The organism is Pseudoalteromonas sp. 2CM32C (assembly GCF_023161925.1).
Lineage (GTDB): Bacteria > Pseudomonadota > Gammaproteobacteria > Enterobacterales > Alteromonadaceae > Pseudoalteromonas > Pseudoalteromonas marina.
On the sequence record NZ_JALNTI010000003.1, the window covers coordinates 123214 to 136289 of the forward strand.

A 13076-nucleotide genomic window follows, 5' to 3' on the forward strand; every position below is an offset into this window, starting at 1 on the left:
TTGCCACATACTTAAGTAATAATGAATAAATTTCATTTAGACATCTATACATCTAGAGGTTGATATTTTTTGCTTTCAGTTCATAATTAGCACAAGTTTTTATGAGTAGGAGTTAAAAATATGCCAATTACCGTAAAGGATGAGCTTCCAGCCATTGCACGTTTGCGCCAAGAAAACGTATTCGTAATGCCAAAAAGCCGTGCAAAAACGCAAGAAATCCGCCCAATGCGTTTGGCTATATTAAACTTAATGCCTAATAAAGTAGAAACCGAAGTACAGTTTATTCGTTTACTTGCAAATTCTCCTTTGCAAGTAAACGTAGAGCTGCTGCGCCTAGACACTCACCGTAGCAGTAATAACTCAGAAGAACACCTAGATACCTTTTACCGCTATTTTTCAGAGGTAAAAAATAACAACTACGATGCGCTTATTGTTACAGGCGCACCGCTTGCGCACTTAGAGTATGAAGATGTTGCTTACTGGGAAGAGCTAAAAGTCATTATTGATTGGGCAGAGCAACATGTTACCTCAACATTGTTTTCGTGTTGGGCGGCTCATGCAGCGCTATTCCATAGCTATAATTTAAAGCGCGACTTAAAACCCAATAAGCTGTGTGGTGTATTTACTCACCAATGCCATTTTAAACACGGGGCATTAACTCGCGGTTTTGACGATACCTTTTTAGTACCACACTCACGTTATGGGCACATTGATATAAAAAAAATAAATGCGTGTGATGATCTCGTTGTATTAGCAGGCTCTGAAAGAGTGGGTGCTTACTTATTAAAAAACAAATCGGGTAGCCAAGTATTTATAACAGGCCACCCAGAATACGATGCCGACACCCTAAAAGGGGAGTACGAGCGTGATTTACAAAAAAGCCCAGATGCGCCAAAACCTGAAAACTATTTTCCCGATGATGATGCAAGCAAGCAACCGTCAAAAACGTGGCAAAGCCATGCTTTTTTACTTTTTTCGAACTGGTTAAATTACTACGTGTATCAAACCACACCGTATGATATTAATTTAGTTAGCCAAGATGTGAGGACTAACAACTATGCCGAATAATACAGCCGCCAACAAACAAGCCGAACTAAGTGAAGCGCTTAAAGAGCGTATTTTAATTTTAGACGGCGCTATGGGCACTATGATCCAAACTCATAAACTTGAAGAAGAAGACTACCGAGGCGAGCGTTTTAAAGATTGGCACGTGCTAATAAAAGGCAATAACGATTTATTAAGCCTCACCAAACCCGAGTTAATTGCCGATATACACCGCGGCTTTTTAACTGCCGGTGCAGATATTATTGAAACCAATACCTTTAACTCAACCACCATTTCGATGGAAGATTACGACATGGCAAGCATAAGCCGTGAAGTAAACCTTGAGTCGGCCAAACTCGCGCGCGCAATATGTGACGAGTTCACCGCTATAAATCCAGAAAAACCACGTTATGTAGCCGGTGTTTTAGGGCCAACATCTAAAACCTGTTCTATCTCGCCAGATGTAAACGACCCAGGTTACCGAAACGTAACGTTTGATAAGCTGGTTACTGCGTATGTAGAGTCTACCCTTGCATTAATGGAAGGCGGCGCTGATTTAATACTTATTGAAACCATATTCGACACCCTAAATGCAAAAGCCGCCTCATTCGCAGTAGAAGAAGCCTTTGAGCAAGCAGGGCGCACATTACCTGTAATGATCTCAGGCACTATTACCGATGCCTCAGGGCGTACGCTTTCGGGGCAAACAACCGAAGCATTTTATAATTCTATTCGCCATATTAAGCCTATTTCAATTGGCCTTAACTGTGCCCTTGGGCCAGATTTACTGCGCCAATACGTAGAAGAGCTTTCGCGGGTATGCGAAACATTTACCTCAGTACACCCAAATGCCGGTTTACCTAACGAATTTGGTGAGTACGACCTACAGGCTCCTGAAATGGCTGCCGAGATTATAGATTGGGGCAAATCGGGCTTTATTAATATTGTGGGTGGTTGCTGTGGTACAACGCCTGCGCATATTCGTGCGTTCGCTAAAGGGCTTGAAGGGGTAAAACCTCGCGCATTGCCAGAGCTTGATGTTCGCATGCGTTTATCAGGCCTTGAAGCCTGTAACTTAAATTAAGGAGCCGCCAATGACCCAACAAATTGCAGTATTTACCAATGTCGGCGAGCGTACCAACGTAACAGGCTCTGCCATGTTTAAACGCTTAATCATGGAAGAAGATTACGAAACCGCCCTGAATGTTGCCCGCGAACAAGTAGAAAACGGCGCCCAAGTTATTGATATAAACATGGACGAAGCCATGCTGGACTCAAAAGCGGCCATGGTGAAGTTTTTAAATTTAATTGCCTCAGAACCTGATATCTCAAAAGTGCCTATTATGGTCGACTCTTCTAAATGGGAAGTAATAGAAGCAGGCCTTAAATGTATTCAAGGCAAGGCTATTGTTAACTCAATATCGCTTAAAGAAGGTGAGGAGCCGTTTAAACACCAAGCTAAAATTATTAAACGTTTTGGCGCAGCCGCTGTTGTTATGGCGTTTGATACCGACGGCCAAGCCGACACCGCAGACCGCAAATACGAAATCTGTGCACGCAGTTACAAAATATTAGTCGAAGAAATTGGCTTCCCGCCAGAAGACATTATTTTTGACCCAAATATATTTGCCGTGGCCACCGGTATAGAAGAGCACGACAACTACGCCGTAGAATTTATTGAAGGCACTCGCCGCATTAAGCAAAACTTACCACACTGTAAAGTGTCGGGCGGGGTGTCTAATGTATCGTTTTCGTTTAGGGGTAATAACCCTGTACGCGAGGCCATTCACTCGGTGTTTTTATACCACGCGATAAAAGCGGGCATGGATATGGGTATTGTAAACGCAGGTCAGCTTGCGGTTTACGACGATATCCCCGAGGAACTTCGTAAAGCCGTAGAAGACGTAATACTTAACACCGACCCCGGTGCTGGTGAGCGTTTAGTAGAGCTTGCACCTAAATATTCAGGTATGGCACAAGCTGAGCGGGTAGAAGATTTAGAATGGCGCACATGGCCTGTTGAAAAACGCCTAGAACACGCTCTTGTAAAAGGCATAACCACCTTTATAGATGAAGACACAGAAGAATGCCGCGCAGCCGCCGATAAACCTATTCACGTAATTGAAGGGCCACTCATGGACGGCATGAACGTGGTAGGGGATTTATTTGGCGCAGGTAAAATGTTTTTACCACAAGTTGTTAAATCGGCCCGCGTTATGAAGCGCGCCGTTGCCTACCTAGACCCATTTATAGAAGCCGAAAAAGAAGAAGGCGCCACCAACGGTAAAGTGGTTATGGCCACCGTAAAAGGCGACGTGCACGACATAGGTAAAAACATTGTAGGTGTAGTACTGCAATGTAATAACTACGAAGTAATTGACTTAGGTGTAATGGTACCTGCCGAAAAAATACTGCAAACAGCCATTGACGAAAAAGCCGACATAATCGGCCTTTCGGGTTTAATTACCCCATCGCTTGACGAAATGGTACACGTAGCCAAAGAAATGACCCGCCGAGGCTTTGAACTCCCACTTATGATTGGCGGCGCAACTACCTCTAAAGCGCATACTGCCGTTAAAATTGAGCCACAGTACGACAAAGGCGTAGTGTACGTAAATAACGCCAGCCGTGCAGTGGGTGTGGTATCGAGCTTGTTATCTAAAGAGCTAAAACCTGCCTTTTTAGAAAAAACTAAAGCCGAGTACGTAAAAGTGCGCGAGCAACAAGCGCGTAAAAAACCACGTTCAAAACCGGTTACAATCCAGCGTGCCCGCGATAACGCAGCACAGCTTGATTGGGATAACTACACGCCACCAGTACCTAAAAAGCTGGGCGTGACTGAGTTTAAAAATGTATCAATCGCCACGTTGCGTAAGTATATAGATTGGACCCCATACTTTATGACGTGGTCAATCGCTGGTAAATACCCGCGCATAATGACCGATGAAGTCGTTGGCGAACAAGCACAAAGCTTATTTAAAGACGCTAACGACATGCTCGACGACCTTGAAAAAGCAGGCAGTTTACAGCCATTGGGTGTAATAGGTTTATTCCCTGCAAACCGCGTGGGCGATGATATAGAAATTTACACCGACGAAACCCGCAAAGAGCTGTTAAACACCTCGTGCCATTTACGCCAGCAAACCGAAAAAACCGACTTTGCTAACTATTGTTTGGCTGACTACATTGCGCCAAAAGGTACACCTGATTATTTTGGTGCGTTTGCAGTAACGGGCGGTTTAGAAGAAGACGATTTAGCCAATGCGTTTGACGCACAGCAAGACGACTACAATAAAATAATGGTAAAAGCGGTTGCCGACAGGCTTGCCGAGGCGTTTGCAGAATACCTGCACGAACAAGTGCGTAAAGAGTATTGGGGTTATGCACCCGATGAAAACCTCGGTAACGATGAGCTAATTCGCGAAAACTACCAAGGTATACGCCCAGCGCCGGGTTACCCAGCGTGCCCAGAGCACACTGAGAAAAAGAAAATTTGGCAGTTACTCGATACTGAAAAACGCATTGGTATGCAGCTAACTAGTTCGTACGCTATGTGGCCAGGGGCTGCTGTTTCGGGCTGGTATTTCTCACACCCAGAGGCAAAATACTACGCCGTAGCCGCTGTGCAAAAGGATCAGGTAGAAGACTACGCCAAGCGAACGAATATGACACTCGCAGAGGTCGAAAGGTGGCTATCGCCGAACTTGGGGTATGAGCCGGAATCATAGCGAAGTGGTTGAATAGTGAAGCGGTTAGTTTTTAGCTGTCAGCTATCATTAAAAGAAAAACGAGCCAAATTAGGCTCGTTTTTTATTACGTAGCACTATCTAATATCTTTTCAAATTTAGGTAATTACTTGTTTACAATAAGTTTATTAAGTGAAATTATTGGTTGAGGAAATGGAAACCATTTTGAAGGAACCTCAAATGGTATTTGATAAGCTGTTTATACTTTATTAATAAGGGATATTATGACTAAAGAAACTATTCAACTAAATAAAACTAAACATGAATTTAGTTTTTCGACTCTGGGTTTTTTCGTAAAGCTTTTTCTGGTCGGACTTTGCGTTTTGTCACTAATTCTTGCTTCTGGAATGGTATTTATTGTTCTCAAAAAAGGGAGTGTACATCCATTTGCGCTAGTTTTGGCAGTACTTGGCCTTTGTAGTTATGCTTTTTGGCATTTATGGGCTGTATCTAAGAGAAAAGTTAATCAAATAACTACTTTAGCCATACTCAATTTATTAATAGGTGGGAATATTGCAGGCTGCGTAATAATGTTTTTTATTCGCCAATCTGCAGTTAAAGAAAGAGCTTTAATAAACAAAGAAAAGCTTTAAATACTGGTTTTTTATCTCAACCTCAATTAACGTCATTTGGTTAATTGCCTGTTTAAGTTTAAATAATTTAAAGGAATAAAATGAAATTTATACTCTGCATTATGATATGGGTTGCAAGCTCATTATTGGCATACGCTCAGCCTATAGAAACAGTCACTGCACAAAATGAGCAAAGTGAAAAAATTATGCTATTAACTAAAAAGGTCAACGAGTTAGAGAATGAGCTATCGAGCTTGTCTTACGACACAGAAAAGTTAGAAGAGGAATTTAATCGTAGTGCATTGGCTGTATTCTTTTTTGCTTTTTTCAGTGCTTGGTGGGCTAAATCTACAGGTCGAAGTGCTTTACTTTGGTTTGTTCTTGGTATTTTCTTTAATTTTATTACCGCTATTGTAATCGTTTGTAAAACCGAACGAGGCATAAAAAAATAGCTATAGCTTAATCCCTCAGCTAATCAAGATATTTTAGGATGACTGCTTAGTTCTTTTAGTAAACTAAAAAGGCAATTTTATGAAAACGATTGGCATGCTCGGTGGTATGAGTTGGGAGTCAACAGCCAGCTATTACAAGGCTTTAAACGAAGGCGTTAAACACTCATTGGGCGGGCTGCATAGTGCCAAAATTTGTATGGTGAGTGTTGATTTTGCCGAAATTGAAACGCTGCAGCATCAAGGTGATTGGCAACAAACAGCTAAGTTACTTACCGAGGCGGCTAAATCGGTAGAGGCAGCTGGTGCTAATTTTTTACTTATTTGTACCAACACCATGCACAAAGTGGCTGACCATATCGCCAGTAATATTAGTATTCCTATTTTACATATCGCTGACGCAACCGCAGATCAGTTAAAACACGATAAAATAACGCGAGTAGGGTTGCTGGGCACGCAATTTACAATGGAGCAAAGCTTTTACAAAGGGCGGTTAACCAATAAGCATAACATTGAAGTGTTAATACCCGAGCCTAATGAGCGAGAGCGTGTTCACGACATAATTTACAATCAGTTATGCCTAGGTATTATTAATGATGAAGCCCGAACTGAGTTTATAAATATTATTGAGCGTATGTTTGAAAAAGGCGCACAGGCCATTGTTTTAGGCTGTACTGAAATTGCTTTATTGGTAGAGCCGCAACATACAACCGTGCCACTTTACGATACCACGCAAATTCATGCGCATGCCGCGATTAAATTAGCACTAACTAAATAATCAGCGCTTTACTTATTAATAAAACCGCCATAGGACGGTTTTTGCGTTTAGTGACTTGGCAAAGCTTATTAAAGCCACTTACCGATAAAAATTTCAATAAACCAATCCTAAGTGGTAGGCTAAAAAAGTAGCAAGTATTCAAACCGTTCTCGCGCAATAAGGAATTTCTTTAAAGCGCTTTGCCAAGGAGTTAAATATGATCACGCTTACCGTAAATGGTAATAAACATGAGTTTACAGGCGATCCGTCAACGCCGGTGCTTTGGTATCTTCGAGATGAATTAAATTTAACAGGGCCTAAATTTGGCTGTGGTATGGCGCAGTGTGGTGCGTGCACCATACACATTGATGGCGTAGCGCAGCGCTCGTGCATATTACCTGTATCGGCTGTGGCTGGGCGTGCTATTACCTCTATTGAAGGGTTAAGCGAGCAAGGCGACCACCCTGTACAAAAAGCGTGGGTTGAGCATAAAGTGCCGCAGTGTGGGTTTTGTCAGTGCGGGCAAATAATGCAAGCGGCAAGCTTATTAGCAGCTAACCCCAATCCAACTGATGATGAAATAGTGAGTAATATGTCGGGCAATATTTGCCGTTGTGGTACGTATCCGCGTATTCATAAAGCGATTAAGTCGGCGGCTAAAACCATTGCGGGCGTTGAGTATTTTGACCCAAATGAACAAGGGGAAGAGGTATGAAAAACGACAATACGTACTTTGACCTAAACCGTCGCCAATTTTTAAAAACCAGCGCAATAGGCGCATTAGTATTAGGCACTTATTTTGTAGGCAGTGCACCAAAAGCGTTTGCAGGCGTGTTAGAACAACCCTCTGATCAAGCAAAACGCGCTAACTTATTTATAGCGCTGCGCCCCGATGGCATGGTTGAAATAACCTGTCATCGCTCTGAAATGGGCCAACAAATTCGTACCGCCATTGCCCAAATTGTGGCAGACGAAATGGAAGCTGCGTGGGACAAAGTAGTGGTTATTCAAGGTAAGGGCGACCCTAAATATGGGGATCAAAATACCGATGGCTCGCGCAGTATTCGATACAACATGCAGCGCTTGCGCGAAATGGGCGCAAGCGTACGTTATATGATGCAGCACGCAGCTGCTAAATATTGGAAAGTTGAGCCGCAAACCTGTACAGCTAATCAGCACGTGGTTACCCACAGCTCGGGTAAAACGCTGGCTTATAAAGATTTAATTGACCTCGCGCTTGGCATTACCCCACCAGAGCCAGACAAGTTAACACTCAAAACACGTAAAGAATGGCGCTATATAAATACCGGTATGGCGCACATAGATTTAACCGATTTAGTAACCGGTAAAGCCATATTTGCTGCCGATGTACGCGAGCCAAAAGCGCTGGTGGCTATTATTGAGCGCCCGCCGGTAGTTGGTGGTGTGGTTAAATCGTTTGATGCAAGTACCGCTAAAGCAATTAATGGCGTAGTTGATGTTATTGAAATGCCTGTACCAAAAGGCGCGCCGCAATTTCAGCCAAAAGGCGGTATTGCTATTGTTGCTAAAAATACCTGGGCTGCATGGCAGGCGCGTAAAGCACTAAACGTGGTGTGGGATGATGGTAAAAATGGCGATTATAATTCAGAGAGCTTTAAAAAGTCGTTACTGCAAACAGTGAATGAGCCGCAAGCGCATGTGCGCGAAAAAGGCGATACCACCAGCGTATTGGCTAAATCGAGCAATAAATTAGCTGCCGACTATTACGCGCCGCACTTAACTCAAGCACCTATGGAGCCACCTTGTGCCACTGCAATGTACAATAAAGACCGCGTTGATATTTGGGCTGCAACACAAAACCCACAAGCCGATATGAAAACTGTGGCCGCACTACTTGGTATGGACGAGAGTAAAATTAACGTACATGTCACCATGTTAGGTGGCGGGTTTGGGCGTAAATCAAAACCTGATTTTTCGGCAGAAGCTGCTTACATTTCAATGAAAGTAGGACAACCTATTCGCGTTCAATGGACGCGAGAGGATGATATTCAGCACAGTTTTTATCATGCGGTATCGGCTCAACATATTGAAGCGTCATTAGATGAAAAAGGTAATATTGAAGCTTACTTACATCGCACGGCGTTTTCGCCAATTATGTCGACCTTTCAAGAAGGGGCAACATCGCCTGCAGGTTTTGAACTGCGTTTAGGCTTTACCGATAACCCTATAAACTCACCTAACTTAAAGTTAGAAAATGGCGAAGCACCCGCTAAAACAAGAGTTGGCTGGATGCGCTCGGTATCAAATATTTTTCATGCTTTTGCTATTCAGTCATTTATTGCTGAAGCGGCGCACAAAGCAGGGCGCGACCAAAAAGACTATTTACTTGAAACCATCGGCCCTGATCGTATTTTAGATGTAACCGAGCAAAATGCCTCGTACGATAATTATGGCGCCGATAAAGACGTTTACCCTTTAGATATTGGTAAGTTACGCCATGTTATTGAAAAAGTAGCTGAGATAAGTAAATGGGGCCGAGAGCTTCCAAAAGGGCGCGGGTTAGGCATTGCAGCGCACCGCAGCTTTTTAACGTATGTGGCAACAGTGGTTGAGGTAGAGGTATCGGATACTGGTAATTTAAACGTGATTAAATCGTGGGTGGCTATTGATGCGGGTACGGTTGTAAACACCGATACCGTTAAAAACCAAACGCAAGGTGGCTCTATTTACGGTATTACCACTGCAATTAGCGATGGTATTACTTTTGATAAAGGCCGCGTACAGCAAAGTAACTTTCATGATTACCGCGTGCCGCGTATGAGCGATTCACCTTTAGAGGTAGAAGTAGAAATAATACAAAGCGATGCACCACCAGCAGGTGTAGGAGAGCCCGCAACACCGGTTTATGCCCCTGCTCTGTGTAACGCTATTTTTGCCGCTTGTGGTAAGCGCATTAGGCAACTGCCTATTGGTAATCAATTAAAAGCGTAAATAACGCCCTTTTTTAGCTATTAAACAAAAAAACCGCCAAATGGCGGTTCTTTTTAGAAGTTAGCGATTAGTGCGTTTTTTCAAACTCATCTACTTCACGCTCTGCTTCCTCTTTAGATTTACCGTATTGCTGCTGGATTTTACCCACTAGCTCCTTACGGCTACCTTCAATTTTGTCTAAATCGTCGTCAGTAAGATCGCCCCATTTTTGTTGCGCCTTACCTTTAAGTTCGTTCCAATTACCTTTCATACGATCGCTGTTCATAAGTTTCTCCTTACTTAGATTTATTTAACGTTCACTATAAAAGGAGCAAGGCGTGTACCAATAAGTTAAATTTAAATTTTGTATTTATAATCATGGTGTTATGTTTTTATTGAGGCAGTAATAATTAATATAGCGCGCATGTCCTTAAAAAATGTACAGAGCGGTCTGTAATTATTTCTGATTATGATGCCCTTTATAACCACACAGCTTTAGCGGCGCGTTTATTTTTGGTTTTTGTTACAATGCATACAAAGCAATTTTGGGTAAATAGCAGTGCTGCCGGTTCAAAACATATATCAACAACTTCTAACTACATTACAAAGTAACCCTATAACGTTATTACAAGCACCGCCTGGTGCAGGTAAATCAACCTGGTTGCCGCTACAGCTTATGCGCGACGGCCATTTTAAACGTATTGTAATGCTGGAGCCGCGCCGCTTAGCAGCACGTAATATTGCCAGTTACTTAGCACAGTGCCAAAACGAAAAAGTGGGCCAGAGTGTTGGTTTGCGAGTACGCGGCGAGAGTAAAGTAAGCAGTAATACGCGCCTTGAAATAGTCACCGAGGGTATGCTTACCCGCATGCTACAAAACGACCCTGAATTAAGCGACATTGATTTACTGATATTTGATGAATTTCATGAGCGCTCAATTGCAGCCGATACCTCACTGGCCTTTGCTTTAGAGACCCAAAGTGCACTGCGTGACGATTTAACCATACTACTTATGTCGGCCACCCTTGATACCGAGCGCTATACACAATTTTTTGATTGCCCAGTTATACAATCAAGCGGGCGCAGTTACCCCATAGACGAAGTATATATACCCATAAAAGATGAAAGTCGATGGCTTGATGCTATTCCCTCTTTAATAAAACAAGCACTAAACGAGCAAAGCGGCAGTGCATTAGTATTTTTACCTGGTCAATTTGAAATATCACGCGTACAACAGGCCCTTAATGATTTACCAAGTAATTGCTTAGTTGCCACATTATTTGGCGAACAAGATAAAGCTAATCAGCAAGCGGCGATTGCTCCTGCGCCTGAGGGCATGCGCAAAGTTGTGCTTACTACTAATGTAGCCGAAACCAGCTTAACCATTGAAGGCATTCGCATTGTTATTGATAGCGGTAAACGCCGCGCGGCCAGTTATAACTTAAAAACAGGCGTAACGGAGCTTACAACACAAAGTATATCGCGCTCCTCTGCCGTGCAGCGAGCAGGGCGTGCAGGGCGAATAGAGCCAGGTGTGGTGTACAGGCTTGGTTCAAAGCAAACCTTTGAGCGACGTAATAGCCACGACAACCCCGAAATACTCACCTCAGACATAAGCCAACTTATGCTTGAAGCAAAGCAGTGGGGCGCAAACATTAGCGAACTCACCTTGCTTGATACGCCAACAACGCAGCAATGCACACAAGCAATGAGCTTACTAACTATGCTTGAAGCCATCGATAGCAAAGGCAAGCTAACCAAATTGGGCAGTAACATGCTGGGTTTTGGGGCGGATATTCGCTTAGCGCATATGCTTTTAAAAGCGCAGGCGCTTGAGGCAGAACTCCCTGGTATTTACCGTTTAGCACTTTATTTAGTGGCGCTGCTTGAGAGCAGAATAAACAGCGCCAACGAGCTAAGCTTAACGCTACATAGCCAACAGCAAAGGCCACACCCAGTATTTAAACAGCAGTTAAAATACTGGCAAAGCCGCTTGAAAGCAACCGACAGTAACAGCGAGCTAAACACAGAGTATTTAGGTTTGCTGGTGGCATTAGCTTACCCCGACCGCATTGCAAAAAAACGCGGCAATGGCTACTTACTTGCCAATGGTGCGGGCGCTGATTTAAACACCGATTACTGGCATAACGATGACTACCTTGCTATTGCAAGTATGGGCGGCCATAAAGGCACGCGTATTTTTGCAGCCACCGCACTTAGCCCATTTGAGCTAAAAGATTACTTACCGCATTTATTTACTTCGCTCACCCGCTGTGAATTTGATGAAAAAACCGCGCGCTTTATTCATCAAGACGAAGTAAAGCTCGGCGCCATTACGCTTACAAGCCAACCAAGTAAGCAAAAGCTTGATAAAACCGAGCGTGCCAAAGCGTGGCTTAATTTATTTACTAAGCATGGTTTTGCATTATTTAATGAACAACCCGACGCGCAGCAATTATTAATTCGCATGAGTTTAGCCAGTCAGTTTATGCCTGATACGTTCCCGGCAATAAGCGAGCAGCAACTTATAGAAACAGCTGATGATTGGTTAGGCGTATATTTACAGGATATAAAAACGCTGGAGCAGCTTAAAAAGTTTAACTACTTTGAAGCACTGCAAAATTGTTTTGACTGGACACAGCAAACAGCCCTAAAAACATTGTTACCGCTTAGGTTAACGGTACCGAGTGGCTCAAATATAAAAATTAATTACCAGTTAGATGGTCCCGCAAAACTTAGCGTGCGCATGCAAGAAGTGTATGGCTTAACAAGTACGCCAATGCTTGCAAATGGCAAGCTGCCACTGCTTATGGAATTACTCTCGCCTGGTAAGCGTTCTTTACAACTTACTCAAGATCTAGCGCACTTTTGGGCTAGTAGTTATCGCGATGTACAAAAAGAAATGAAGGGTCGTTACCCTAAACATTTTTGGCCTGACGATCCAGCCAACAGCGTGGCAACCAATAGAGTAAAAAGCAAAATGTAGGTTTATTAACTTAAAAATATTTGTTTTATTTTTGAGCATATGAATATAGTGTACCTATAAATAAATCAATACTTTTAACTACAAGGAAGAAGTGATGAAACGACTATTTACATTTGGTTTGCTATTAGTGAGTACCTTTTTGGTTGATGCTGAAGAGGCACTGGACTTAAACAAATTTGCACAGCATTACTACAGCGCCATGACCGCAACGCAAGCGCCTAACGCAAGTGAAAAAGAGCTTGAAGCCTACCTTAGCTTATTAACGGACGATGTTGGCAGTCAGCACATACCGTATCAAGTAAATGACTCTCGCACTGCCGATGGCAAAAAACTAATGCGCAAAGGCATGAGCTTTTACTTAGGCGCGCATACCCACTATGAAAGTGAGCTACTCAATACTTTTATATTTAACGATAGCGGTTTTGCGATTCGTTATAAAAACCACGCTAAAGGCATTCACCCACAAAGTAAGCAGCCAATAGAGTACACATCAGTAATGATGGAAGTAATAGAAGTTGAAAACGGTAAAGTGGCGATGATCCGTAAATATCATGAATAAAACCATGCATT

11 protein-coding genes are annotated in these 13076 nt (G+C 42.9%); 10 read left to right on the top strand and 1 reads right to left on the bottom strand.

Annotated elements, in window-relative coordinates:
* Positions 1 to 120 precede the first annotated feature (120 nt).
* The 8 genes from metA (at position 121) to MTF67_RS07600 (ending at position 9541) form a co-directional block, all read left to right on the top strand.
* Entirely contained in the window at positions 121 to 1068 is a 948-nt protein-coding gene (gene metA / locus MTF67_RS07565; protein ID WP_006791480.1) for a homoserine O-succinyltransferase, read from the top strand.
* The gene (locus MTF67_RS07570; protein WP_248519180.1) at positions 1058 to 2128 is read left to right on the top strand and encodes a homocysteine S-methyltransferase family protein; all 1071 of its coding nucleotides are present in this window, start codon (positions 1058 to 1060) and stop codon (positions 2126 to 2128) included. The genes metA and MTF67_RS07570 overlap by 11 nt, the downstream gene beginning before the upstream one ends.
* A 10-nt stretch (positions 2129 to 2138) precedes the next feature.
* Positions 2139 to 4772: a methionine synthase gene (gene metH / locus MTF67_RS07575; RefSeq protein ID WP_248519181.1), complete on the top strand. Its 2634-nt coding sequence runs from the start codon at positions 2139 to 2141 to the stop codon at positions 4770 to 4772.
* A 242-nt stretch (positions 4773 to 5014) separates the two neighbouring features.
* Positions 5015 to 5383: a hypothetical protein gene (locus tag MTF67_RS07580; protein WP_039037748.1), complete on the top strand. Its 369-nt coding sequence runs from the start codon at positions 5015 to 5017 to the stop codon at positions 5381 to 5383.
* Positions 5384 to 5463: 80 nt separating this feature from the next.
* Positions 5464 to 5814, top strand: a complete 351-nt coding sequence (locus MTF67_RS07585) for a hypothetical protein (RefSeq protein ID WP_248519182.1) — start codon at positions 5464 to 5466, stop codon at positions 5812 to 5814.
* Positions 5815 to 5893: 79 nt separating this feature from the next.
* On the top strand, positions 5894 to 6589 hold the full coding sequence (locus MTF67_RS07590) for an aspartate/glutamate racemase family protein (RefSeq protein ID WP_248519183.1): 696 nt from the start codon (positions 5894 to 5896) through the stop codon (positions 6587 to 6589).
* Between the two features lie 196 nt (positions 6590 to 6785).
* Positions 6786 to 7283, top strand: a complete 498-nt coding sequence (locus tag MTF67_RS07595; RefSeq protein ID WP_024034278.1) for a (2Fe-2S)-binding protein — start codon at positions 6786 to 6788, stop codon at positions 7281 to 7283.
* Positions 7280 to 9541 (top strand): molybdopterin cofactor-binding domain-containing protein, encoded by a 2262-nt coding sequence (locus MTF67_RS07600; RefSeq protein WP_248519184.1) that lies wholly within the window; start codon positions 7280 to 7282, stop codon positions 9539 to 9541. Before MTF67_RS07595 ends, MTF67_RS07600 begins: the two co-directional genes overlap by 4 nt.
* A 67-nt stretch (positions 9542 to 9608) precedes the next feature.
* On the opposite strand, the gene MTF67_RS07605 is transcribed toward MTF67_RS07600, so the two are convergent.
* Positions 9609 to 9806, bottom strand: coding sequence for a CsbD family protein (locus tag MTF67_RS07605; protein WP_055016803.1), 198 nt, complete (start codon positions 9804 to 9806; stop codon positions 9609 to 9611).
* A 273-nt stretch (positions 9807 to 10079) separates the two neighbouring features.
* Here MTF67_RS07605 and hrpB point away from each other — a divergent pair, with 273 nt between their 5' ends.
* Both hrpB and MTF67_RS07615 read left to right on the top strand, forming a co-directional pair.
* Complete coding sequence (hrpB, locus tag MTF67_RS07610) at positions 10080 to 12506, top strand: ATP-dependent helicase HrpB (RefSeq protein WP_248519185.1); 2427 nt, start codon at positions 10080 to 10082, stop codon at positions 12504 to 12506.
* Between the two features lie 94 nt (positions 12507 to 12600).
* The gene (locus MTF67_RS07615; RefSeq protein WP_248519186.1) at positions 12601 to 13065 is read left to right on the top strand and encodes a nuclear transport factor 2 family protein; all 465 of its coding nucleotides are present in this window, start codon (positions 12601 to 12603) and stop codon (positions 13063 to 13065) included.
* Positions 13066 to 13076: the final 11 nt, after the last annotated feature.